Origin of the sequence: Geothrix sp. (assembly GCF_020622065.1) — a bacterium.
Classification (GTDB): Bacteria; Acidobacteriota; Holophagae; order Holophagales; family Holophagaceae; genus Geothrix.
The window spans coordinates 727,014-751,224 of record NZ_JAHRYQ010000001.1 but is presented as its reverse complement, the minus strand read 5'-3'; the positions used below and the strand labels follow the sequence as shown (position 1 = coordinate 751,224).

The 24,211-nt window shown below is 67.9% G+C and carries 16 protein-coding genes; 10 read left to right on the top strand and 6 right to left on the bottom strand.

Annotated elements, in window-relative coordinates; translation table 11 throughout:
• The first annotated feature begins 27 nt into the window (after window positions 1-27).
• The 5 genes from QZ647_RS03530 to QZ647_RS03510 all read left to right on the top strand — a co-directional run bounded on the left by QZ647_RS03530 (window position 28) and on the right by QZ647_RS03510 (window position 7,261).
• Window positions 28-1,443: a pyridoxal-dependent decarboxylase gene (locus QZ647_RS03530; RefSeq protein ID WP_291270847.1), complete on the top strand. Its 1,416-nt coding sequence runs from the start codon at window positions 28-30 to the stop codon at window positions 1,441-1,443.
• Between the two features lie 213 nt (window positions 1,444-1,656).
• Window positions 1,657-2,970, top strand: a complete 1,314-nt coding sequence (locus tag QZ647_RS03525; protein ID WP_291270846.1) for a pyridoxal phosphate-dependent aminotransferase — start codon at window positions 1,657-1,659, stop codon at window positions 2,968-2,970.
• A 60-nt stretch (window positions 2,971-3,030) separates the two neighbouring features.
• Entirely contained in the window at window positions 3,031-5,838 is a 2,808-nt protein-coding gene (locus QZ647_RS03520) for a M20/M25/M40 family metallo-hydrolase (protein WP_291270845.1), read from the top strand.
• A gap of 122 nt (window positions 5,839-5,960) precedes the next feature.
• Complete coding sequence (locus QZ647_RS03515; RefSeq protein WP_291270844.1) at window positions 5,961-6,260, top strand: hypothetical protein; 300 nt, start codon at window positions 5,961-5,963, stop codon at window positions 6,258-6,260.
• Between the two features lie 143 nt (window positions 6,261-6,403).
• Window positions 6,404-7,261 carry a hypothetical protein gene (locus tag QZ647_RS03510; RefSeq protein WP_291270843.1) on the top strand — a complete coding sequence of 286 codons (858 nt, stop codon included), beginning with the start codon at window positions 6,404-6,406 and terminating at the stop codon, window positions 7,259-7,261.
• A gap of 13 nt (window positions 7,262-7,274) precedes the next feature.
• Here the strand turns inward: QZ647_RS03510 and QZ647_RS03505 are convergent, their stop codons facing one another.
• Window positions 7,275-9,149, bottom strand: coding sequence for a hypothetical protein (locus QZ647_RS03505; RefSeq protein WP_291270842.1), 1,875 nt, complete (start codon window positions 9,147-9,149; stop codon window positions 7,275-7,277).
• Window positions 9,150-9,424: 275 nt separating this feature from the next.
• On the opposite strand from QZ647_RS03505, the gene QZ647_RS03500 reads away from it, so the two are divergent.
• Window positions 9,425-10,315, top strand: a complete 891-nt coding sequence (locus QZ647_RS03500) for a LysR family transcriptional regulator (RefSeq protein ID WP_291270841.1) — start codon at window positions 9,425-9,427, stop codon at window positions 10,313-10,315.
• A gap of 35 nt (window positions 10,316-10,350) precedes the next feature.
• On the opposite strand, the gene QZ647_RS03495 is transcribed toward QZ647_RS03500, so the two are convergent.
• From QZ647_RS03495 to QZ647_RS03485, 3 genes are all read right to left on the bottom strand, one after another.
• A complete protein-coding gene (locus tag QZ647_RS03495) occupies window positions 10,351-11,496 on the bottom strand; it encodes a glycerate kinase (protein WP_291270840.1) in 1,146 nt (381 codons plus the stop codon).
• A gap of 78 nt (window positions 11,497-11,574) precedes the next feature.
• Complete coding sequence (locus tag QZ647_RS03490) at window positions 11,575-13,200, bottom strand: L-lactate permease (protein WP_291270839.1); 1,626 nt, start codon at window positions 13,198-13,200, stop codon at window positions 11,575-11,577.
• A 167-nt stretch (window positions 13,201-13,367) separates the two neighbouring features.
• Window positions 13,368-16,676, bottom strand: coding sequence for a S41 family peptidase (locus QZ647_RS03485; protein WP_291270838.1), 3,309 nt, complete (start codon window positions 16,674-16,676; stop codon window positions 13,368-13,370).
• 119 nt (window positions 16,677-16,795) lie between these two features.
• On the opposite strand from QZ647_RS03485, the gene QZ647_RS03480 reads away from it, so the two are divergent.
• The 3 genes from QZ647_RS03480 (at window position 16,796) to QZ647_RS03470 (ending at window position 21,610) form a co-directional block, all read left to right on the top strand.
• A complete protein-coding gene (locus QZ647_RS03480) occupies window positions 16,796-17,650 on the top strand; it encodes a hypothetical protein (protein WP_291270837.1) in 855 nt (284 codons plus the stop codon).
• Complete coding sequence (xseA, locus tag QZ647_RS03475; protein WP_291270836.1) at window positions 17,647-18,963, top strand: exodeoxyribonuclease VII large subunit; 1,317 nt, start codon at window positions 17,647-17,649, stop codon at window positions 18,961-18,963. Before QZ647_RS03480 ends, xseA begins: the two co-directional genes overlap by 4 nt.
• Window positions 18,964-19,060: 97 nt before the next feature.
• Window positions 19,061-21,610 (top strand): response regulator, encoded by a 2,550-nt coding sequence (locus tag QZ647_RS03470; protein WP_291270835.1) that lies wholly within the window; start codon window positions 19,061-19,063, stop codon window positions 21,608-21,610.
• Window positions 21,611-21,634: 24 nt separating this feature from the next.
• Here QZ647_RS03470 and fabG read toward each other — a convergent pair whose 3' ends face one another.
• Window positions 21,635-22,378 (bottom strand): 3-oxoacyl-[acyl-carrier-protein] reductase, encoded by a 744-nt coding sequence (gene fabG, locus QZ647_RS03465; RefSeq protein WP_291270834.1) that lies wholly within the window; start codon window positions 22,376-22,378, stop codon window positions 21,635-21,637.
• Between the two features lie 47 nt (window positions 22,379-22,425).
• Window positions 22,426-23,439: an alpha/beta fold hydrolase gene (locus QZ647_RS03460; protein WP_291270833.1), complete on the bottom strand. Its 1,014-nt coding sequence runs from the start codon at window positions 23,437-23,439 to the stop codon at window positions 22,426-22,428.
• Window positions 23,440-23,697: 258 nt separating this feature from the next.
• Between QZ647_RS03460 and QZ647_RS03455 the strand changes: the two genes are divergently transcribed.
• A complete protein-coding gene (locus QZ647_RS03455) occupies window positions 23,698-24,174 on the top strand; it encodes a MarR family transcriptional regulator (RefSeq protein ID WP_291270832.1) in 477 nt (158 codons plus the stop codon).
• Window positions 24,175-24,211 lie beyond the last annotated feature (37 nt).

The window sequence follows — 24,211 nt, the reverse complement described above, 5'->3', positions numbered from 1 at the left end:
CGAGCCCGATCCGGCCAGAATGGGGACATGGACGCCCAAGAATTCCGCCGCCTCGGTTATCAGCTCGTGGACTGGATCGCGGACTACCGCGAAGGCCTGGAGCGCCTGCCGGTCATGAGCCAAGTGAAGCCCGGCGAGATCCGGGCCGCCTTCCCGGATCACCCGCCCCAGCATGGGGGCCGCATGGCCCAGGCCCTCGCAGCCCTGGACCGGGATGTGATGCCGGGCATCACCCACTGGAACCATCCCTCCTTCTTCGCCTACTTCCCCAGCAACACCAGCTACAGCTCGATCCTCGGCGACCTTGCGGCGTCGGGCATCGGCGCCCAGGGCATGAGCTGGCAGACCAGCCCCGCGGCCACCGAGGTCGAAGAGGTCGTCATGGACTGGCTGCGGCAGATGGTGGGACTGAGCCCCGCCTTCACCGGCGTCATCCACGACACCGCCAGCACCGCCACCTTCACGGCCCTGCTCTGCGCCCGGGAGAGAGCCTCGGACTACGCCCAGGACACCGAGGGACTGCAGAGCGGCGAATCGCCCCTGGTGATCTACGCCACGGACCAGGGCCACAGCTCCATCGAAAAAGCCGCCCTGCTCGCCGGCTTCGGCCGCAGTTTCCTGCGCCTCATCCCCACCGACGACCAGCATGCGATCCGCATGGACTTGCTGCAGGCCGCCATCGAGAAGGATCTCGAGATCGGCCTGCGACCCTGCGCGCTCGTCGCGGCGGTCGGGACCACGGGCACCACGGCACTTGATCCGGTGGCGGCCATGGCGGACCTCGCCGAGAAGCACGGCCTCTGGCTCCATGTGGATGCGGCCCTGGCGGGCACGGCCATGGTGCTGCCCGAGTGCCGCTGGATGTGGGCCGGCATCGAGCGGGCCGACAGCCTGGTGTTCAACCCCCACAAGTGGATGGGTGTGGGTTTTGATCTCAGCGCCTACTTCGTGCGTGATCCCCAGCACCTCATCCGCGTGATGAGCACCAATCCAAGCTACCTGCGCACGGCCCAGGACGGCCAGGTGAGCAACTTCCGCGACTGGCACATCCAGCTGGGCCGCCGCTTCCGGGCCCTCAAACTCTGGTTCTACCTCATGGATGTGGGCGTGGAAGGCCTGCAGGCCCGCCTGCGACGCGATCTCGAGAATGCCCAGTGGCTGAAGACGCAGGTGGACGCGGCCCCGGACTGGGAGCGCCTGGCGCCCGTGCCCCTGCAGACCGTCTGCGTCCGCCACCTGAAGCCTGGGCTCGACGAACCCGGCCTCGCCGCCCACAACCTCGAAATCGCCCGCCGCATCAACGACGGCGGCAAGGCCTACCTCACCCCCTCCCTGCTCAAGGGAGTGCAGATCCTCCGCGTGAGCATCGGCGCCGAAACCACCGAACGGCGGCATGTCGAAGCCCTGTGGGAGGCCTTGAGGCACGCGGCGCTGGAGGCCTGAATCCAACGGGGAAGGGCCCGTCACCAAGGTGATGCAAAAATCAGCAATTTAGACGAACTGTCAAAATTGGAACCTTTTCGATTGCCTTTGCGACATTTGCCGTTCTCAGTCGCCCGAGCGAACTGTTATCCTTGAAGAAAGCTTGTCGTCCTTGCGATTCCGCGAGGACGACCTTTTCGTATCGGCCTGCCTGCATTCCGCCCTGGAGGTCCCGTGTCCGTGTCCCTGCTCTCTCCCGAGAAGCCTGCCTTCGCTGTACCTGAAGGGAACCTCGTCCCCGTGAGCGATCACCTGGGGCGGCTCCTGGCCATTCCGCCTTCGCGCATGTTCCTCATCAACAAGTCGCTGAAGGTGTTCCAGGAGAAGCAACCCGGCGTGCCGGTCTTCGACGCCAGCCAGGGCGATGGTGGCGCCTCCCTGCCGGGCGTGCCCGAAGCCCTGCTCGACCGTGCCTTCGAACTGCAGAAGCAGCATGGCACGGCCTACGACATGCCCTTCGGCACCGAGGCCTACCGCAAGAGCGTGGCCGAAGCCTACTGGAAGCTGGCGCCGGACACGGGCTGGGGCCCGGCCAATGTCATCGGTACTCAGGGCGGCCGCGACGGTCTGCAGAAGGCCTACCAGGCCATGCTGGCCCTGGGCCACGGCCGCCAGGGCGATGTGATCGTGGTGAGCCGAGTGCCCTGGATCAGCTACAACTGGGGCCCGTACGGCATCGGCGCCAATGTCATGTGGGCCCCGGGTCGCGCGGAGGAAGGCTGGGCCTATTCGGAAGAGGGCCTCCGCGCCTGCGTGACCGAGGCCGCGAAATCGGGCCGCAAGGTGGCGGGCCTGGTCATCACCAGTCCCGACAATCCCACGGGCCAGACGCTCACGCTGGAGCGCCAGATCGCCCTGGCCCGCGCCGCGCTTGAAGCGGGCGTGGCCTTTGTGCTCTTCGACTGGATGTACCACGCCGTGGGCGATGGCGAGCCCTACGATGTGAATGTGCTGCTGCGGGCCTTCGAGCCCGCATTGCGCAAGCGGCTGATGGTGCTGGATGGCATCACCAAGAGCCTGGGCGGTTCCAACATCCGCAACTGCCACCTGCTGGCGGACGCCGAGGTGGTGAAGACCATCGTGGCCCAGGCCTCGCACACGGTGATCCCCTCCTTCTTCAGCCTGGCGGTGGCCATGGCCGCCTACGAGAAGGGCTTCGCCGCCGCCAGCGCGCCCATCGCCGGCCCCACCCGCGCCAGCCGTGCCTGGCTGCGCGAGTTCCTGAAGGTCCAGGGGCTCACCCACATCATCGGCCAGGGCTACTACGCGTTCATCAAGGTGGCCGATGTCCTGAAGGCCAGGAACTGGGCCGACTCCGAACCCATGGGCCAGCATCTCGCCGAAAACCATGGCGTGGCCGTCGTGCCCGGCGCCTTCTTCAGCCCCTATGGCGCCGAGTGGATCCGCTTCTCCTACGCCACGCCCCCCGAGCGCACCCAGGGTGCCGCGGAGCGGCTGGTGGCGGCCCTCAAGTCCCTTCAGACCTGAACCCATTCACCCCCCAGGCACCAAGAACTGACTTCTCTGGCTGATTGATCTGGAGCACCTGTGTTCGACCTGAACGCCTTCGTCGAGAAGTTCCTGCTGGCCCGGCAAACGGCGCTGGAGACCCGCCCCACCGGTGGGCTCTGCGGCCTGGAGCTGGAGTGGAACCTGGTCGATCCCCAGTTCCGTCCGCTGCTCACCGTGGGCACGGGCCCCGACCGCATGTCCTTCGTGGATCACCTGCGCACGAAGGTGCTGTCGCCCTGGACGGAGGAGTACCATCAGCTGGAGGTCTTCCACTGGATGATCGAGTGGGTGACCCGGCCCTACCACACGCCCAAGGGCGCCGTGTACGAGGGCCGCCTGCTGGAAGCCGCCCTCATCAACGCCCTGGCCAAGGCGGGTCGGGCTTTCGGCGAGCCCCTCCACTACTGGCACGGCAACCTGCTCGTGCTGCCCGAGATCGGCCCTGACTGCGTGCCCATGTCCTGGCACCTGGCCAAGCGCCGCTACCTCCAGCGGTGCGTCGAGCTGTACGGCACCGAGCTGGCTACGGCGGGCACCCACTCCAACCTGAGCCTGCCCGAGCCCATGCTGGCCTGGGATTTCATGCATCTGCCCGCCTCCGAGCGAGGCGACCGCCACCTCGACGACTACAAGAACCAGGTCTACATCACCGGCACGCGCCTCATGCGAGCCTTCGCCGCGCTCTTCATCGCCGCCAGCGCCAGCACGCCGCTGCAGGCTTCTCTGGAGGACGGCAAGCCCGTGGTGCGGCTCACGCCCTTCGAATCCGTGCGCAACCTGACCTTCCCGAACCCCCCCGCCCTGGATGTGCCGGATCTCAACCGCAGCCACTCCGACTACCTGCGCCTGTCCTACGACCTGGTGCGGCGCGGCGTGCGCTTCGGCAACAACAACTGGATCCCCGTGCGCGCCCGCTCCCAGGCCGAGCCCGTGGAGCGCCTCATCCAGGTCACCAGCGACCAGCTGCACGACATCTACGCCCGGGGCCTCTTCGCCGCTGGAGAAACGCGGAATGTGGAGGATATGGCGGCCCAGATCGAGCGCCAGAACCTCTTCGCCCGCATCGACCTGCCCATGGCCCGCGTGGAGGTGCGCACGGACGACCCCGGTCACGAGCTGGCCCTGGATGTGGCCAACCTCACCCTGAAGCACCTGCTGCTGCTCCGCTTTTATGCCGATCCCGACTTCGCCCGGGGCTTCCGGTACGACGCCGAGGACATCAAGCGGGCCCGCCGCAATGAGGAGCTGGCCGCCCGGGAGGGCCTCCGCGCCGTCATCGAGGATCCCCTCACCGCCAAGCCCATCGCTCTGCACGCCTTCCTGGACTGGACGCTCCAGCAGCTGCGGCCCATGGCCGAGGCCCTGGGCATGTGGGGCGATCTCCAGCCCCTGCGCGACCTGGCCGCCGGCGCGCCCAGCACCGCCGAGAAGATCCGCCAGCGGCTGAAGGTGAAGCTGGGCGGCTCGGACATCGTGCCGCCGTCCCTGCTCGTGGAGCTGGCCGAGGCCCGGAAGGCCCAGGTGCACGACGATGTGGAGACCATCACCGCCCACATCGCCGACCTGGGCGGCGAGGAGGGCAAGCTCCGGGATTTCCTCGAGCGGGCCCGCGACGAGGTGCACCTCGACCCCCAGGCGCCCGTGCGCTTCCGGCCCCGGCGGGAAACCCTGGTCGATGCGGACTATCCGGACAAGGCGACGGAGATCCTGGCCTTGTCCCAGCGCCTGGTGCGCATCCCCAGCGTCACGGCCTGTCCCGAGGAGCGGCTCCCGGAGGTCCACCGCGCCGCCACCTTCATCTACGACTACCTGCAGAACCACAGCGTGCCCGTACGCACCTTCGACCAGGGGCCCTTCCCCGCCATCCTGGCCCACTTCCCCGGAGGCGAGCAGGCCCCGGCCATGCTCTGCGGCCACTTCGATGTGGTGGAGCCGGAGCCCGACGACAGCCAGTTCGAACCCCGCATCGAGGGCGATTACCTCTGGGGCCGCGGCGCCGCGGACATGAAGACCGTGGTGTCCACCTACCTCGTGTGGATGAAAGACACCCTCAAGAAGGGCGCCCCCTACCCGCCCGTGAACCTGCTGCTGGTGGGCAACGAGGAGAACGGCGAACTGGAGCCCATGGGCACGCCCCATGTGCTGAAGCTGCTGAAGGAGGAATCGGGCTATGAACCGGCTTTCTTCGTGGCGGGCGAGCGCACCGGCGAGAAGGGTACCGAGCTCTGGGGCGAGGTCTGCACCCAGAACCGCGGGGTTCTGCGCTTCGAACTCATCGCCCACGGCACCCGCGGCCACAGCGGGCTGGCCGGGGGCAGCGACCTCACCGAGCGGCTGCTGGGCGCCCGCGAAGCCCTGCGCGAGCTGTTCGCGAAGTACCTGACGCTGAAGTCGGCCGACGGCTGGCAGTCCCTGGCCCGCTTCGCCTACATCCAGGTGGGCACCCCCGGCATCTACAACATCACGCCGGACCGCGGTTCGCTCGGCGCAGAGATCCGCCCCATTCCGCAGGACGATGTGTCCCGTCTGCGCGCCGACATCGAGGCCCTGGCCGCCGAGCTGCAGCTGGAGTTCCTGCCCTCGGCCTGGGAGCCCGGCGTGGCCTGCCACCCCGAGAATCCCCACCTGAAGGCGCTGCTGGCGGGCATCACAGCGGCGGGCGGCGAGGTGCGCCTGGGCCGCAAGGGCGCGGGAACCTCCGCTCGCTTCGCCCCCGGCGGCCAGGGCGTGGTCTGGGGGCAGACCGGCATCGGTCCCCACGCCGCCGGCGAGCGCCACTACATCCCCAGCATCGACCCCTACTACCGCGCGTTGGAGGCTTTCGCGGCCCAGCTGAAGGGCTGACCAGAGGTAGATTTCGGGGTCGTGCCAAAAATCACTGTCAAAACAGGTTTATGGGTCCACCATCAGGACTGGGCTTCAGGACTGAACGATCCTGATCATCCGAAGCCCGGGAGAGTCCTTCCATGAGTCACCGCATGAGCCACCCGGCGGCTGCCTGTACGGGCCCGAAGCCCGGGGGGGATGCCCGGCGGATGCCGACGCGGCACCCGGCTGCGGCCCACCTGGCGGAACTCCGCTCCCGCGACGGCCTGGTTCCCGTGTGCAGCTGGTGCCGGAAGGCCCGGACCGGAGCAGGCATCTGGACCCCGGTGGAGGCGGGCCTCCTGGAAGGGGCAGGCGTCGTCCTCACCCATGGCGTGTGCCCCGACTGTGCCCAGGAGCTCCTCGCGCCGAAGCATGAGCCTCCGCACGAGGCCGCCTAGGCATCGTTTGCCCCTGGAAATGGCCGGGATGGACGCGAAATCCGTGTCCCGCATCACGGAGGCCAGGGCGGGCCCTCGGCGATAATTCCCAGGAATATCGATGCCACGGTCCCGTTCCTCGCGCCACTCCCGGGGGTACTGCCATGATCCGCAGGTTGAGCCAGCTCTGGCCGCAGCTGATCCCCTGGGATGATCAGGCCACTCTGGAAATCCGCCTGTTCCGGAAGGCCTGCCTGGTGTCGGCCTGCCTGGCGCTGTTCGTCATCCTCCCGACGAACCTCCTCCAGGATCTTCCCCTCAGCCTGAACCTCGCGATCACGGCCTTCGGCGCCCTCTCCTACGCCCTGTACCGGACCTCCCTCCGCGGCGTGCATGCCATGAAGACCTTCTGCGGGTGCCTGGGTCTGCTGCTCAACTTCAGCTGGTTCATGAACGCCGGTTCCGAGGGCAGCATCACCATGTTCATGTTCGCCGGGGTCCTGGTCCTGAACATCTTCTTCCGGGGCCGGACCCGGTGGCTGTTCCTGGCCATCTTCCTCGTGAACGGGCTGGGGCTCCTGTGGGTGGAACGCGCCTTCCCGAAACTCGTCGTGCCCTACGCCCACGCTGGCGACCGTCCGTGGGATCTCATGGCCGGTTTCGTCGTGAGCACCTTCGCCTGCGTCCTCGTCCTGCGGGTGGTGCTGACCGCCTACGATCGCGAGCGGGAGCGGCTCGGCGCCATGAATGCCCGGCTGGAGCAGACCCTGGCCGAGATCCGGACCCTCCAGGGGTTGTTGCCGATCTGCAGCTGGTGCAAGAAGATCCGGGACGATGCGGGACTGTGGACCCAGGTGGAACAGTACTTGGTCCAGCATGTGGATGTGGCCTTCACCCATGGCATGTGCCCCGAGTGCGCGCAGGACCATTTCTCCAAGGAGCAGGACCGGATGCCCGAGCGCCAAGGGGTCGAGCAGAGGCAAGCACAGCGGGGCGGAACTCGGGACTTTCAGGGGATCTGAGTCGCTCCCATCCTCAGAAATCCTGATTCTCCGTCATCCGGGTGCCGTCCTTCCTGAAGGCCTCGAGGAACCGCGCGATGCGGGCCTCGGCCACGGCCAGCTCCTCCACGCCGAGGTTCAGGTTCAGGAGGTCCACATACCAGGGGGCCTTCGTATCGCTCTGGACATAGGTCTGGACGATGGCCCTCGCGATGGGCAGCGTGGTTCCCTTGGAATCGTCATGGACATCGCGGTTGCCGGCCTGGCGGAGCTTGGCGTATTCCTCATCGAGGAGGCGGGCGAAGAGGGCGGGCGTGAAGGCATCCCCGGCGGCCGTGCCGGTGGCGGCGTCCGCCTCCGTGAAGGTGGCGCCCTTGTGGAGCCACTCCCAGAGGATGGACAACCGGATCTCGCCGGTGGCCATGTCTTCCATGAGGTAGAGCACATCGTCGTTGCCGAAGAAGTCGGCGGGCTTCAGGGCCGCGGCCTGGAAGCCGCGGAGGAAGGCATTCCCGTACTGCAGGGCCACCGAAAGCAGGTCGCGGGCTCCGGCGATGGTGCGCGGCGCATCTTCGAGCCGGGTCAGGCCCGCCGCATCCTCGGGGCCGTAGGTCAGGGCCGGGAAGGCCCTCCCCGCCTGGTTGTCCTGGCCCACACGCTCCCAGACGGGCCGGACGATGTGGACCATCTTCCAGTGGGCCACCCACTTGCCGGAGGCGCCCTCGCGCTGCTCGCGTTCGGCGCCGGCCACGGCCCGCTTCATGCTGGCGGCCACTCCGGCCTCGGAACCCACGGGGATGTTGGGCTCCATGCCACCCTGCCACAGGGCGAAGCGGCCCTGGCGATCCGGCGTGTTCATGGCGCGCCGCACCCGGTCCTCGTAGGTCCGCATGTAGCCGTAGGTCATGGTGATGGATTGGATGTTGGGGTTCACGAAGGTCCGGTCCCAGGCCAGGGCATCCGAGACGCTGTTGATGTAGTCCCAGCGGCCCGTGTTGAAGCCCACGAAATGCGGCGAGAGGGCCGCCCGGATTTCCATGAGCTGGAAGCACTGCTCGATCTGTTCCACCAGCACATAGGCCTTGATGGTGCCCACCGGCAGGCCCAGATGGCCCTCCAGGGCCAGCAGCAGGCTGTTCCAGAAGGCGGCCTCCTCGGCGGTCTGGATCTTGGGCAGGTAGAGTACGAGGCTGCGGCCGGCCGCCCTCAGCCGCTCGTGGTTGTTCGCCACATAGAGCGCCAGGTCCGCGATGGAGGCAGAGAAGCCGTGGCCCTGGAGGCGGATGTGCCGGTCGTCCAGGTGCAGACCCCGGGCTCGGTAGAGCACCGTGGTGAAGTCCAGCTGCCCACGCCAGTCGGCGATGATGGGGTGGCCGAGAAAGCCCTCCGCCCAGCGGTTCATCTCCGACGCGACCTCCTCGGCCACATCCAGGAAGAGCGGATCCCGCGCGATGGCGAGCTTCAGGTTGCGGTGGTTGTCCAGCGACATCGTGTCCACCTGGCCCAGCGCGTCCTCGCCGTCGAACATCCAGCCGTCGGCGCCGGACAGAAGCGCATAGGCCACATTGCGGATGCCGGAGCGCACATCGGAGCGCGGCTTGGTGGCTGGTCCCGTGCCCTGGATCCACTGGCGCGTGAGATCGGGCGGAATCTCCGCCCCGTCGAAGTTCCCCGCCCGGGCATCGGCCACGGTGATCTGGGTGCCCGGAATCAGCGAGGCGGGATCGAGGAAGGTGATCCGCTCGCCCTGCTCGGCACGGCGCTTCCGGCGCGCGGTCCGCTGCGCCATCAGCTCCCGGCGCCGCTGATCGAGGGGCGCCAGGGCCTCCAGGGCGCGGAGAGCCTCCGGCGTGTAGACATCCTTGTACCGGGCCAGGATCCCTGCGCGGAATTCGAGAGAATGGGTCATCGTAGCCTCCGGTGGCGAACCCCCATGGCCAGGTCCTTGGGGGTTCCAGGTGAGTGCGGGTTGAGAAGGGCCGGTTCAAGGGCCCATGAAGCCGGGGAATTCCACGACATGGCTTCATGGCCGTTCGGTTGCCTGCCTAGACATTTAATTTCAGGTCACCGCGCCCTGGAAACCAGAGAATCTTTTCGATCCCTGGAATCGGAATCACCGATCGGGGCTGGCGCGGCCCTCAAGGGCCTTCCAGGTGGCATGAGGGACGCCGGTAGAATTGCCCCATGGATGTCCGAACCCTGTCCACCTTCACCGTGGCCGCCCGCACCCTGAATTTCACGAACGCCGCGCTGTCCCTGGGCTATGCCCAGTCGAGCGTGACGGCCCAGATCAAGAGCCTGGAGGAAGATCTCGGTTCAGCGCTCTTCAACCGCGTGGGCAACCGGCTCGAGCTCACCGAACCCGGCGAGCGGTTCCTGATCTACGCCGAGCGGATCCTCGCCCTGACGCACGAGGCCAAAGCCTCCCTGCAGGATGAGGCCGGGGTCGGAACCCTCCGGTTCACGGCACCCGAGACCGTCTGCACCTACCTGCTCCCGCCCGTGCTGAAGGCCTTCAAGGAGGCCTTCCCGCGGGTCCACCTGCAGTTCCTTCCAGGCTTCGTGCGCGACTTCAAGCGGCAGGTGCTGGAAGGCGTCGTGGATTTCGCCTTCATCCTGGAAGAGCCCTTCCCCTCCAAGACCCTGGCCGTGGAGAAGATCCGGGACGAGGAGATCCTGATCGTCGCATCCGCCTCCCATCGGTTCGCCGGGTCCCCCGGGATCTCCGCCCAGGACCTCATCGGGGAGGATGTGCTGCTGAAGGCGCTCGGCTGCAGCTATCGCAACCAATTCGAACGGCAGCTGATCAACGCCGGGGCGCACCCGGGGCGCTTCCTTGAATTCCAGGGCGTCGAAACGATCAAGCGCTGCGTGGAAGTGGGCCTGGGCATCGCACCCCTACCCCGGATGGCCGTGGAGGCGGAACTCCGCACCGGGCAGCTGGTGGCCGTGCCCTGGGAGGGTCCCGAGATCCAGATCTCGACTTATCTCGTCTGGAATCCCGAGCGGCACCTGGGATCCGCCGAAAAGGCCTTCCTCCAGCATGTCCGGGACGCCCTGCTACCGACGGCCTAGATCCCTGCTGCCGGCGGCCTAGACACCGTCCGTATTCACCGGCCCAGCGACCTGCCCACGCGCAGCATCCGGCAGACGCCCGCCACGGCGGTCTCCACGAGGGAACTGCCCTGCCCCATGCAGGCCTCCAGGCTCATGGGCTGGGGCACGATGGAGGCCAGGGCATCGATGCCACGGGCCAGCACCTCTTCAGCGCCGTCGCCCAGCCCGCCCGCGATGCAGACCACAGGCACGCCATGGCGCTTGGCCACCGCCGCCACGCCCACGGGCGCCTTGCCCATGGCCGTCTGGAAGTCCGTGCGGCCTTCGCCGGTGATGACGAGGTCCGTGCCCTGGATCAGGGTCTCGAAATGGGTCGTCTCCAGCACGATGGATACGCCGGGCCGGAGGCTGGCCGGGGTGAAGAAGAGCAGGCCCGCGCCCAGGCCCCCGGCGGCGCCGGCCCCGGGCAGCAGGGCGATGTCTCGCCCCGTGGCCGCGGCGGCCACCGTGGCGAAGGCGCCCAGGGCCGCGTCGAGTTCGGCGACCATCTCCGGCGTGGCACCTTTCTGGGGTCCGTAGACGGCCGAGGCCCCCCGAGGTCCGCAAAGCGGATTGTCCACATCGCAAGCCACGAGGACCGAAGCCTCCGCGAGGCGGGGATCCAGGCCCGAGAGCTCGATGCGGGCCAGGCGCGCCAGCGCCGCGCCGCCTTCGGGCAGGTCGCGACCCTCGGCATCCAGGAAGCGCGCGCCCAGGGCCCGGGCCATGCCCGTGCCGCCATCATTGGTGGCGCTGCCGCCGATGCCGATGACGAGCTTCCGAAGACCGGCGTCCAGGGCGGCCTTCATCAGTTCCCCGGTCCCGAAGGTGCTGGTGACCCTCGGATCCCGCCGCTCCTTCGGCACCAGGGGCAGGCCCGAGGCCGCGGCCATCTCCAGAAAGGCCGTGGTGCCGTCGCCGGAGATGCCCCAGTGGGCGCGCACGGGGTCGCCCAGGGGCCCCCGCACCGTCGCATGCAGGAGGCGCCCATGAGTGGCGGCCACCAGGGCCTCGACGGTACCTTCGCCTCCGTCGGCAATGGGCACCTTGAGAATGTCCGCCTCCGGGAACACCGCCCGGATGCCGCGCTCCATCGCCTCAGCCACTCCCAAGGCGGAGAGGCTGCCTTTGAACGAATCCGGAGCCACGATGATGCGCATGAAATCCACCTCGAATGCAGTCAGGGATAAAACGACCGCCAAGACGCTCGCGCGTCTTGGCGGTCATGTTTCGTCAAATCAGGGGACGAGGCCCGGGAACAGGAACGCAAAGCCCCAGACCATGAGACCCAGGAGAATCACATAGGGGATCGTGTACTTGATGGTCTGCCGCATGATCAGACCCTCCTTGCCGGCCAGGCCTACCGCGGTGGCGGCGATGACGATGCTCTGGGGGGAGATCATCTTGCCGGCGGAGGCGCCCGCGCTGCCAGCGGAGGCCATGAGGATGTCGGAGAGGCCCATGCCCTGGGCGGTGAGCTTCTGCAGGTTGCCGAAGAGGGCGTTGGCGGAGGTGTTGCTGCCCGTGAGGAACACGCCGATGGTGCCGAAGAGCGGGCTCAGCAGCGGGTAGATGTGCTTGCTCACCAAGGCGACGATGCCGTTGGCCATGGTAGCCACCATCGAGATCTGCTTGGTGGCGAGGTCGCCCACCACCGCCAGCTTGGTCTTGGGGTCGATGATGGGCAGGGCCAGGTTCATCACTTCGGCGATGGACAGGATGCAGGCCACCGCGATGAAGGAAGGGATCATCTGCTTGAAGGTCTTGCCGAACTGCTCGCCCATCACCGAGTATTTGATGCCCATGAAGGGGAAGGCGATGAGACCGGCGATGAGCATGATGGTGCCGGGGCTCTGCAGCCAGGTGAAGGAGTAGAGCTTGCCGGGGTTGTAGATCTGGGCCTTGAGGAGCACCCAGTTCCAGCCCGCGGCGCTGCCGTTGAAGAGGGGCTTGGTCTTGGGCAGGTTCACGGCGATGACCAGCACGGCCAGCAGCAGGTAGGGCAGCCAGGAGAGGAACAGTTCCTTGAAGTGGAATTCCTTGGGGGCGTCGTTCGCCGGGGCGTCGCCCTCGAACAGCCAGGGCTGGGCGTGCTTCTGAACCTTCAGGTAGATGGCCACGGCGACCAGGCAGGCGAGGCCCGCCAGCACGGAGGTGAGGTCCGCGCCGATGTAGTTGGACACCAGGAATTCGGTGATGGAGAAGCTGAGGCCGGCCACCAGGATGGTGCCGATGGCGCCCTTCAGGCCCTTGGACTTGGACATGGCATAGACCGTGGCAAACGCCATGATCAGGGCCAGCGGCGCCATGAACCGACCGGTCATCTGGGAGAGCTTCATCACATCCAGGCCCGTGGTCTTGGCCAGGGTCACCGTGGGAATGGCGAGGGAGCCGAAGGGCACGGGGCCCGTGTTGGCCACGAGGCAGACCAGGGCGGCCATCATGGGGTTGTAGCCGAGGCCGATGAGGATGCTGGCGGGAATGGCCACCGGGGCGCCGAAGCCGCAGATGCCCTCGAGGAAGGCACCAAAACCGAAGGCGATGAGCAGAGCCTGGGCGCGGCGGTCCACCGTGAGGTTCGCCATGGCGCCCTGCATCTTGTCCATCCAGCCCGTGGCTTTCAGCACGTTGTAGACCACCAGCGCGCCGAAGGGGATGTACATGATCGGGAAGATGCCCGTGAGACCGCCCTGCAGGGCCGCCAGCAGCGTGGTCTTCGCCGGGAAGTGGAAGACGAAGATGGCGGTGAGCACGGTCACCAGCCACGCCACGGGCGCCACCTTGGCGGCGGGCTTCATCAGCAGCGGAATGCCGATGAGCAGAACGATAAGCGGCAGTGTGGCCGCAAGGGCGCCGAGCAACATAATCTACCTCCGGATCGATTGTTGACACGGTACCGGACAAAGGTCTGACCACCAAGCCAAAAAACCTCAAAAAACGAGGGCTCATGCCTTCCCGGCATGAGCCCCTGTCTCTTCAGTCTGAGCTTAGGATTTTTTCGGTTCAACTCCTTGTGGTCTGACCATCAGGCCTACTTTGTTTTCACCGGATCCGCGGGCCGCCTCGGCAGAGTCATGGGCTTTTCGGCCATGCGCTTCAGGACCTCCTGCACGCCGCGCTCCAGCTGCCGGTCATGGCCCGCCAGCAGCGAGGCAGGATCGTTCTCCACCTCGATGTCGGGGGTGACGCCTTCGCCCTCGATGATCCACTCGCCCGTGGGCGCGTTGGTGCCCGACTGGGGCACGAAGACGCTGCCGCCATCGACCAGGGGGCTGTTCCCACCGCCCACGACGCCTCCCCAGGTGCGCTTGCCGATGAGGGGGCCGAGCCCCGCGAACCGGAAGTGGTAGGGGAAGATGTCGCCGTCGCTGGCGCTGGTCTCGCTGGTGAGCGCCACCATGGGGCCGTGGAACACGGTGCCCGGGTAGGTGGTGGGGTGCTCGCCCGCATAGCCGAACCGGGTGCCCAGCAACTTCTTGCCCAAACGCTCGAGGATCATCTGGCTGATGTTGCCGCCGCCGTTGGCGCGGACATCCACCACCAGGCCCTCCTTGCGGATCTGGGGGTAGTACCACTTGATGAACTCATAGAGCCCGGGGCCGCCCATGTCGGGAATGTGGAGGTAGCCCACCTTCCCGCCGCTGAGTTTGTCCACGGCCTCTTTCGAGCGCAGCACGAAGTCCAGGTAGCGCAGGCTGGCATCGCTCTGGATGGGCTGGTAGGTGACCTGCCGGGCGCCCTCGAAACCGGGTTGGCCGTTGAGCGTGAGCGTCACCGTGAAGGTCTTGTTGCGGAGCAGGCGGTAGGGGTTGTCGTCCGCCTTCAATTCCACGCCGTCGATGGCCAGGATGTAGTCCCCTTCGCGGGCATCCACGCCCGGTTCCGTCAGCGGGCTGCGGTACTTGGGCTCCTCGTTGTGGCCGCGGTAGATGTGGGCGAGGCGGTAGCGGCCGGCGGCGGCATCCAACTCGAGGCGGGCGCCCGGCAGGCCCACCTTGGCCCGTTCGGGCAGGAACTGGTCCCCGCCCTCGGTGTAGGTGTGGCCGATATTCAGTTCCGAGATGAGCTCCGTCAGCACATAGGTCAGGTCCGAACGGTGCGTCACATGCTGGAGCCAGGGACGGTACTGCTCGCGCAGGGCCTTCCAGTCGTAGCCGTGCATGTTCTTCACATAGAAGAAGTCCCGGAAACGGCGCCAGGTCTCGTCATAGACCTCGCGCCATTCCTCGGCGGGGATGCGGTCCACGAAGAGCTCCTTCGTGGAGACCATCTTCTTTTCAGTAGCCTTCGGCTTGGCGTCGAGGAGCTGGTAGGAAGCCGCGGGTCCCTGCCCAGCCCGGGCCAGGACCTTGCTTCCATCCTGGCTGAGGGTCCAGCCCTGGACTTCCGGCAGCAGCTCGCTCTCCTGACGCTTCTTCAGGTCGAAGATCCAGAGGCTGCTGCCCGCATTCCGGCGACCGTTGGCTTCGCCGTACACGAAGGGCGCGGACTTGCTGTAGAGCAGGTAGCCCTTCACGGCCTCCAGCCCGCCCAGGTTGTCGGCGGGCACGGGCACGCGGACGCCCCGCTGTTCGAAGCCATCCCAGTCGATGCGGACGGACGCAGGCGCCGCAGGGGCCTTGGCGCCCTCCGCAGGCTTGTCAGCCTTCTTCTCGCCGTCTTCCTTCTTCTCGGGCGCCCCCCCCACTTCATCGCTTTCGGGCGGGAAGGGATGGGCCGTGTCCTTGCGGAGGGCGTAGGCCACCACATCCACATTGCGGTTGCCCGCATAGTCGAACTCGAGGTTGCTGATCTGCGGCGCGTAGTCCCGGCGGCTGAGGGCATAGAGATACTTGCCGTCCGGATCCCAGGCGGGATCGGTGACGGGGAACAGGTCGCCGGTGGCCCGATGCAGCTGCTGGTCCGCCTGGCTCCACACATGGAGGCTGCGGGTGCCATTCAGGTTCGCCAGGGAGAAGGCCAGGAACTGGCCGTCCGCCGACCAGGCCAGGTCGCCCACCCGGGCGAGGGGATCCTTCGCGGCCTTGACCAGCTTGCGGTCCGCTATGCCCACCACATAGACCACGCCATCTTTGTCGGTGAAGGCGAGCTGCTTCCCCGTGGGCGACCAGACGGGCGCGTTCAGCATCCCCGCCAGCCCGGAGGTGAGGGCCTCGGGCTTGCCCTTGCCGCCCTGATCCACCAGGTAGAGCTGGTCTTCGCCGCTCAGGTCCGAGATGAACGCGATCTTCTTGCCGTCCGGCGACCAGCGGGCATGCTTGTCGTGGGCGCCGGAGCTGTTGGTGAGGTTGCGCACGGGGCCCTTCTCGACGGGCACCGTGAACACATCGCCGCGGGCCACGAAGAGGGCCCGTTCGCCCTTGGGTGACAGCGCGAAGCCCTCGATGTTGCGTTCGGCGCTGATGCGCGAGGGCCGCGAGGCGCCGCCATCGGTCGGCACGGCGATGGAGATCCCGCGGTCGCTGCCGTCCTGCACATTGAACACGCGCAGTTCGCCGTTCTGCTCATAGACGATGCGCGACTGGTGGTCGCTGGACGGCCAGCGGACATCCCAGGTCTTCTGGAAGGTCAGCTGCTTCAGCGCGTCCGTGGCCGGATCCACCGCGTAGAGGTTCAGCGTCCCGTCGCGATCCGACGCGAAGTAGACCTTGTCGCCAATCCACATGGGATCGCGCTCGGTGCGCGGGCTGGCGGCGATCTTCTTCTGCGCGTTCGTGGCCAGATCGAAGACATAGAGATCCTGCGCCCAGCCGCCCTGGTAGCGCTTCCAATGGCGGAAGTCGCGGAACATCGGCGCGTAGGCGATGCGCTTGCCGTCCGGCGAGAAGGAGCCGGGCCCCGCGGTCGGCATGGGCAGCTTCTTCGCCAGCCCGCCGCCCAGGGGCACGGTGTAGAGCGCCGTGCGGCTCAGGACGCCATCGGCATCGCTGGAGGCGCGGAACAGCACGCTGGAGCCGTCCGGCGTCCACCCCACCACCTGGTGGTCGTAGCCGCCCCGCGGCGGCAGCGGACCGGCGGCAGGATCGAAGGTCAGCTGGCGCGGAATGCCGCCACCGCTGGGAATGACATAGACCTGCTCGTCGCCGTCGTACTGGCCCGTGAAGGCGAGCCACTTGCCGTCGGGGCTGAACTTCGCGAACACCTCCAGCCCCGGATGGGCCGTGAGCCGCGTGGCCGTGCCGCCCGTGGCCGGGGCACTCCAGAGGTCGCCGCCGTGCGTGAACACCACCTTGTCCCCATGGATGTCGGGGAAGCGCAGCAGCTTGGTCTGCGCCGAGGCCGTGCCTGCCAAGGCCAAGGCCAGGGCCAGCCTGGAAAGAAGGAAGGGTCGTCCGGACATCGGTTCACCTCGGAGGTTGGAAGACCCGAGCATTGTATGACGAGGCAAAATTTCCGCCTCATCGGATTCCGTTGCGGCTTCCCCATCCCCGCTTGGCAGATCCGCTAGCCTGGAAGGCCATGAAGGTCCCCCAAACCAGCCTCCCCGCCCTGTCCCTGGCCCTGTCCCTGTCCCTGGCCCTGTCCCTGGCGCTGTCCCTGGCACTGGCGCCTGCCCTCAGGGCGGAGGAACCGCCGCCCATCGAGGTGAACCCCAACCGGCCCACCTTCGCCAATCCCGCCCTCACGACTCAGCCGGGGCTGGCGGAGCTGGAGTGGGGTCTGCAGCAGAGCCACCTGCGCGAGGACGGCCCCAGCTTCGGCACTCCCACCCTCCTGAAGCTGGGTCTGGCCAAGGATGTGGAACTCCGCCTCTCCTGCCCGGGCTACCTGCGCCTGGAACCCTCGGGTGCGCTCGCGGCCAGGGGCTTCGGTGACTTCAACCTGGCCGCGCAATGGTGCTACCTGCACGACGGGCTGTTCGGAACGGACCAGGCCATCCAGGTGGCGCACACCTTCCCCACGGCCCCGGCCTCCCAAGGGCTCGGCAACGGCGCACCCATCGACACGCTCACGCTGCTGTTCAGCCGCGACGCGGGGAACTACCACATCGATGTGAACCTGCTGGAGTCCTGGATCGGCCAGCCCTCGGACCAAGCCGAGGGACCGGCCGGAGGAAGGGCGGCCCAGGCGGCAGGCACCGTCTCCATCACTCGGAACCTCGGCGAGACCTGGTCCCTCACCGGCGAGCTGTACTCCCTCCAGTCCACGCCGCAGAACGGGCGAATCGTCTCCAACCTCTGGGCCATCGCCTACAAGGTGTCCAAGCGGCTGGTGCTGGATGGCGGCGTGGACATGGGGCTCTCCCACGGAGCCCCGCGCTACACCCTCTTCGCCGGGCTCACGGTGGGCCTCGGACGGTTCCGCAAGCCATGAACGACCTCGCCCCCCTTTCCGTCAAGCGCCTGCTGGAACAGGTGAAGACCCGGCTGGAACCGGCTTTCGCCGCGGTCTGCGTCGTGGGCGAGGTGTCGAACTTCCGGGGCTCGGGGAAGCACTGGTATTTCACGCTGAAAGAAGAAGGCGCGGCGCTGTCCTGCGCGGTCTGGGCCGGGCAGCAGCGCTTTCTCCAGCACAAGCCGGCGGATGGGCAGCGGGTGGTGCTCAAGGGCAGCCTCAACCTCTATGTGGCCGGGGGCACGATCACCCTGGCCGTCACCCACTGCGAGCCCGCGGGCGCGGGCGACCTGCAGGCGCGGCTGCGGGCGCTGGAGGCGGACCTCCGCGCCCAGGGACTCTTCGACCGCCCCAAGCGCCCCCTGCCCCGGTTCCCCCGGAAGCTGGGCGTGGTGGCGGCCCTGGGCGGCGCAGCCCTGCGCGATGTGCTGGAGGTCATGGCCCGCCGCGCCCCTGCGATCGACATCCTCATCGCCCCCGCGGCCGCCCAGGGCGAGCGCTGCGTGCCGGAAACCCTATTGGCCCTGCAGGAAATCCAGGATCCCCACTGGGGTTGCGAGGCCGTGCTGCTGGTGCGGGGCGGCGGCAGCCTCGAGGATCTCTGGGCCTTCAACGACCCGGCCCTGGTGCGCGCGGTGGCCGTGTGCCAGATCCCCGTCATCACCGGCGTGGGGCACGAGATCGACACCACGCTGGTGGACCTCGCCGCGGATCGCCGCGCGGCCACGCCCAGTCAGGCTGCGGAGCTGGCCACGCCGGATCGCGCGGCCCTGAGGGCGGAGCTGCGGCGCCGGACCGAGGCCCTGGCCGCCAAGGCCGCCTGGCGCCTGCGGGGCCTGGAGACCACGCTGAACCTGCTGGTTGATCACGGTCTCCAGCGGGCGGAACCGCTGGCAGGGCCGGGAGTCCGCCTGGCTGCCCTGGGTCAGCGGCTGGCCCTGGCCCACCCCAGCCGGGGGGTGGATGCGGCCGGGTCGCGCCTGTCCCTGCTGCGCCAGCGCCTGCGGCACGCCGCCGCCCGCGCCGCCCGGGAGGCGGATCTGCCCCGCGTCCGGGAGGCCCAGCGCCGCCTCGCCCCGGCGATCCAGCGCGGCCTGCAACGCCGGGACCACCGCCTGGCCGTGCTCGCCGAGCGCCTGCACGGCCTGGACCCGGCGGGCCCGCTTCAGCGGGGATTCGTACTGGCCCTCGATCCCGAAGGCCGGCCCGTGACGACGGCCGCCACCCTCCCTTCTGGAGCCGCCCTCCGCCTCCGATGGCAGGATGGCGAACGGCGCGCCACGCTGGACTGACCCAAAGTTCAAACGGGTCGGGCCTCGCGTCGATAGGGTTCTGGGCAGGACCATGTCTCGAATCCCTTTTCCACCCTTTCCATTCATGAACCGCTTGGTGACCCTCCTCCTGGTCGCCCTGGGTGCCGTCGGCCTGCTGGCGGCCCCCCGCCGCACGGTCAAAGTCGCGGTATTCCCCCATGTGCCGGCCATCTCCATGGAAGCCGGAGGCCAGGCCCAGGGTTTCTATGTGGACATGCTGAAGGAAGTGGCTGAGCGGGAGGGCTGGGACCTGCGCTTCATCCCGGGCACCTGGCAGGAGGGGCTCGACCGGGCCCGGTCCGGCGAGGTGGACCTGCTCACCAGCGTGGGCTACACAGCGGAACGGGAGGCCTACCTCGACTACGGCAGGACGCCCTCCTTCACGGTCTGGAGCATCCTGTACGCCCATCCCCGCGCGGGGATCCACACGATCCTGGATGTGCGTGACCGCCGGATCGCGCTGATGCGCGGCGATGTGAATGGCGAACACTTCCGAGAGCTGTGCAGCCGCTTCAACCTGACCTGCGCCTTCCGCGAGTACGGCAGCTTCGGGGAGGTGCTGGGCGCCGTGGCCGAAGGTCAGGTGGACGGCGGCGTGACCTCCAGCACCTTCGGCTACTCCCAGGAAGCCCGGTTCAAGGTCGAGCGCACGCCCGTGGTCTTCAGCCCCTTCGACATCTACTTCGCGGTGGCGAAGGGCCGGAACCCCGACCTGCTGCGGGCCCTCGACGCCTACCTGAGCGAGGGCCGGACCCGGCCCGATTCGGGCTATCACGGGGCCATCAACCGATGGCTGACGCCCCAGGAGAAGGGCGGGCTTCCCCCCTGGGCCCGGCGCGCGGGTCTGACCATCCTCGGTCTCCTGGCCCTCGCCACCGCCATCGCCTTCGTCTTCCGCCGGCAGGTGCGGGTGGCCACGGCGGAGATCCGCGCGCTGAATGCGGGCCTCGAGCGGGAACTGGCCCAGCGCCGACGGGCGGAGGAGCAGATCTTCCATGTGGCCAGTGGGGTCTCCGTCGCCACAGGGGAATCCTTCCTCCAGGAGCTGGTCAAGCATCTGGCGCAGGCCACGGCGGCAGATGTGGCCTTCATCGGAGAGAGCATTCATGAAAATGGCGCCTCCCGGATGCGGACCCTGGCGGTGTTTGCGGAAGGGGGCCCCGCCGAGAATTTCACCTACGATCAGTCCGGCACCCCCTGCGAACGGGCGGCCCGGGGCGAGCTTTGCGTGATCGCCAGCGGCGTCCAGGAGGCCTTCCCCCGCTGCCCGCTGCTCCACGACATGCGGGCCCAAAGTTATGTGGGCGCTCCCCTGGTGGATTCCCAAGGCCAGGCCCTGGGCGTACTGGCGGTGCTCCACCGGCAGCCGCTCGCCTCGCCGGTGGAAGTCACCTCCCTCCTGCGGATCTTTTCGGCCCGCGCCTCCGCCGAGTTGGAGCGCCGCAACACCGAAGGCGCCCGTGCCCTGCTCGAGCGCCAGATGCAGCATGCCCAGAAGCTGGAGAGCCTGGGCGTCCTCGCTGGCGGCATCGCCCACGACTTCAACAACCTCCTCACGGCCATGCTGGGGCACATGAATGTGGCCCAGATGAAGCTGGCCCCCGAATCCCCCGCCCTGCCCCACCTGGAGAGCCTGGAGCGCATCATCCACCGTGCCGCGGACCTGACCCGCCAGATGCTGGCCTATTCAGGCAAGGGGCGGTTCGTGGTCCGGCCCTACGACCTGAACCATGTCGTCCAGGAGGTGACGCACCTGCTGGAGGTCTCCATCCCCAAGAAGATCGCCCTCCGCTTCCAGCTCGCCCCGTCCATGCCCCTGGTGGAGGCGGACGCTGCGCAGATCCAGCAGATCATCATGAACCTGGTGACCAATGCCGCGGATGCCATCGGCGAGGCCGAAGGCACCATCCGGCTCACCACGGCCGCCCTGAAGGTGGACCGCGCCTACCTGGAGCAGGTGTTCCAGGGGCAGGAACTCGCCCCGGGGACCTACGCCACCCTGGAAGTGAGCGACACGGGCTGCGGCATGTCCCCCGAAGTCCAGGCCCGCATCTTCGAGCCCTTCTTCACCACCAAGGTGACGGGGCGGGGTCTCGGTCTCTCCGCCACCATGGGTATCCTCAAGGGTCACCACGCGGGCATGCGCATCTACAGCGAGCCTGGCCGGGGCACCACCTTCAAGCTGCTGTTTCCCGTCACCGACACCCAGCGTGTGGAAGAAACGCCTCAGGCCGTGGCCCCTGCCCTGGCCCGCAAATCCACCGTGCTGCTCGTGGACGACGAAGAGATGATCCGGGAGGCCGCCGCGGCCGTGCTCGAGTCTCTCGGCTTGTCGGTCCTCACGGCGGAGGATGGCCGCCAGGCGGTGGAGGTGGTGCAGCGGGAAGGCGAACGGGTGGATGTGGTCCTCATGGATCTCACCATGCCCCACATGGATGGGCGCGAGGCCTTCCAGGCCATCCGCCGCCTCCGGCCCAACCTGCCGGTGATCCTCAGCAGCGGCTACAACGAGCAGGAATCCATCCAGGATTTCCTGGGGCGCGGCCTGGCCGCGTTCCTCCAGAAGCCCTACACCCTCCGCGCCCTCGAGCAAACCGTCCTGGCCGTGCTGGCGAAGCAGGCCTGAGGGCGCGCGGGCCGCCGCACGGTCCTACATGTACAGGCCCCCATTGACGCTCAGCACCTGGCCGGTGATGTAGCTGGCCTCGTCGCTGGCGAGGAAGGCCACGCTGGCGGCGATGTCTTCGCCCGTGCCCATGCGGCCCAGGGGGATCTGCTTGGTGAACTCGGCCTTCACATCCTCGGGCAGGCCCGCAGTCATGGCGGTCTCGATGTAGCCGGGCGTCACAGCGTTGGCGGTGACATTCCGGCTGGCCAGCTCGCGTGCCACGGACTTGGTGAGGCCGATGAGACCAGCCTTGGCGGCCACATAGTTCGCCTGGCCCGGGTTGCCCATCTGGCCCACCACGGAGGCGATGTTGATGATGCGCCCCCAGCGCTGCTTCATCATGGGCTTGGTGGCCGCCTGGATGGCCGTCCAGGCGCCCTTGAGGTTGGTGTCGATCACCGCGTCCCAGTCCTCCTCCTTCATCTGGATGAGCAGCTTGTCGCGGGTGATGCCGGCGTTGTTCACCAGGATGTGGAGGGCGCCGTGGCGCTCGATGGTCGTCGCCACGGCGGCCTTCACGGAGGCACCGTCGCCCAGGTCCGCCGCGATGACATCCGCCTTCCCGCCCGCCGCGGTGATGGCATCCGCCACGGCCTGGAGCTTGCTCAGCGTGCGGGCCGCACAGACCACCGTGGCGCCCTGGGCCGCGAGGCGCTTCGCGATGGCTTCGCCGATGCCCTGGCTGGCACCGGTGACGAGGGCGATCTTGCCGTCGAGGCGGAACATGGAACCTCCAGATGGATGAAGGGACAGTCTACCTAGCCGGGGGAACGCTACTTCAGGTTCTTCAGCCAGGCTGCCAACGGGGTCAGATCCGCCATGGGCGTGGCGTCTCCATAGGTGGTGGCGGCGGCAGGGCCTGAGAGGCCAGCCCTGGGACGGGTCTCTCGCTTGAACAGGTGGTTGGCTTCGGGGATCTGGATCACCACGCCCTTGAAGTCGGTGGGCAGCCCATCGGGCTTCCAGGTCTGGATGTCCCGATCACCCCACACCACCGCAAAGGGCACGGCGAGGCGCTGCGCCGCCCCCCAGGGATCCAGGTCCAGGAGGTCGCGGACAAACCCGCGGCTTTCGGGGCGCGCGAGGCCCTTCGCCAGACCCACGAGGCCGGGCGCCACGCCCTTCCCCGGCTCCGGCAGGTCCTGGGTCTTGCGGATGGCGTCAAGCACCGCCTCAAGGTAGGCCATGTTCAGCGCGGACACCTCGGCCGGAGCGCCGGCGGTGTCCAGTTGCCCCTTCACCTGGGCCAGGATGACCTTGCCCATGCTGAGTCCCGGCATGGCCAGCAGCAGCGCGGCCTCGGCCTCGCCCGCCGCCAGCAGAGAAAGCAGGGCCCCCTCGCTGTGCCCGACGAGCAGCAGCTTCTTCCCCTTGGCCTCCGGCAGCGCCCGGGCCGCCTTCATCGCCGCCTTGATGTCGCCCAGCTGGGCATCCAGGGAGATGTCGAGCTTGGGGTCCTTCGACCCGATGAACCGCTTGTCGAAGCGCAAGGAGCCGAGGCCCTGGGCCTGCAGCCAGGCGGCGATATCCCGGCCCCCGTGGCTGGGCACCGGAATCAGCGGGTTCGACCAGTCCCGGTCCGTGGGACCCGAGCCCGCCACCATCACCGCGAAATAGGGATGAGCGCCGCCCGTCTTCACGCTCCCCTTCAGGGGGAAGCCGTTGAAACCCGGAAAGCCGATCAGCCGATCCGGCGCCGCAGCCACCACCTGGGCCGGCGCCTGGGCCACCGCCTGGGAATGGGCGGGCAGCATGAGGGCGGCAAAGAGCAGGGCGGCGCGAGTCATCAGGGCTCCGGAGCGGGGTTGGCGTCCTGGTTCCATCAGCGGCGAAACCCGCAGGTGGGTGCGGCGGACATCCGCCCCGGAATCAGGATGACGGGAACGGGCCGGAAGTTCGTGGCGGACCTGCGCCCAGGGCCCGGTCCGAATCCGGTCAGAGCCGTCCCGCCCCATCCCCACCAGGTTCAAGTTGACAGGTGGCGGAAAGGTTTTTACATTGTTGCCTTGGCAGTTATTGCTTAGACACCAAATAAGGGCCTGCTCATGACCATCGATCCATCGGGGACCGAGCCGCTGTACACCCCCGAGAACTACCAGGCGGAAGAGAGCCTCGGCCGCCTGATCGCCGATGTCTCCGGGCGGCTGCTGGCGGCCTTTGATGAAGAACTGGCCGACCTGGGCATCAGCGGAGCGCAGTGGGTGATCCTCATGCGCATCGCCAAGGGGTGCGCCTCCACGGCCGCCGAGCTCTGCCGCTTCAGCCGGTACGACCCCGGCTCCATGACGCGCATGATCGACCGCCTGGAGGAGAAGGGCCTGATCCGCCGGGTCAAGAGCAGCCTCGACCGCCGGATCAGCCACCTGGAACTCACGGAGGCGGGCCAGAACCTGGTCCCCCATCTCCCGCCGGTGGCCATCAAGGTGCTGAACACGCACCTCAAGGGCTTCACGCGGGAAGAGCTGGATCTGTTCAAGGGCTTCCTGAACCGGATGCGCGCCAACAGCGGACAGCCCGCATGAGCCGTCCAGCCCACTCTTCGCGACCGGTGGAGGTCTC

Bases quoted from the DNA above. Each gene is read 5' to 3' on its own strand.
- QZ647_RS03455 (WP_291270832.1), top strand. From the start codon at position 23,698: ATGACCATCGATCCATCGGGGACCGAGCCGCTGTACACCCCCGAGAAC.
- QZ647_RS03510 (WP_291270843.1), top strand. From the start codon at position 6,404: ATGATCCGCAGGTTGAGCCAGCTCTGGCCGCAGCTGATCCCCTGGGAT.
- QZ647_RS03500 (WP_291270841.1), top strand. From the start codon at position 9,425: ATGGATGTCCGAACCCTGTCCACCTTCACCGTGGCCGCCCGCACCCTG.
- QZ647_RS03485 (WP_291270838.1), bottom strand. From the start codon at position 16,676: ATGTCCGGACGACCCTTCCTTCTTTCCAGGCTGGCCCTGGCCTTGGCC.
- QZ647_RS03530 (WP_291270847.1), top strand. From the start codon at position 28: ATGGACGCCCAAGAATTCCGCCGCCTCGGTTATCAGCTCGTGGACTGG.
- xseA (WP_291270836.1), top strand. From the start codon at position 17,647: ATGAACGACCTCGCCCCCCTTTCCGTCAAGCGCCTGCTGGAACAGGTG.
- QZ647_RS03480 (WP_291270837.1), top strand. From the start codon at position 16,796: ATGAAGGTCCCCCAAACCAGCCTCCCCGCCCTGTCCCTGGCCCTGTCC.
- QZ647_RS03505 (WP_291270842.1), bottom strand. From the start codon at position 9,149: ATGACCCATTCTCTCGAATTCCGCGCAGGGATCCTGGCCCGGTACAAG.
- QZ647_RS03515 (WP_291270844.1), top strand. From the start codon at position 5,961: ATGAGTCACCGCATGAGCCACCCGGCGGCTGCCTGTACGGGCCCGAAG.
- fabG (WP_291270834.1), bottom strand. From the start codon at position 22,378: ATGTTCCGCCTCGACGGCAAGATCGCCCTCGTCACCGGTGCCAGCCAG.
- QZ647_RS03490 (WP_291270839.1), bottom strand. From the start codon at position 13,200: ATGTTGCTCGGCGCCCTTGCGGCCACACTGCCGCTTATCGTTCTGCTC.
- QZ647_RS03495 (WP_291270840.1), bottom strand. From the start codon at position 11,496: ATGCGCATCATCGTGGCTCCGGATTCGTTCAAAGGCAGCCTCTCCGCC.
- QZ647_RS03460 (WP_291270833.1), bottom strand. From the start codon at position 23,439: ATGACTCGCGCCGCCCTGCTCTTTGCCGCCCTCATGCTGCCCGCCCAT.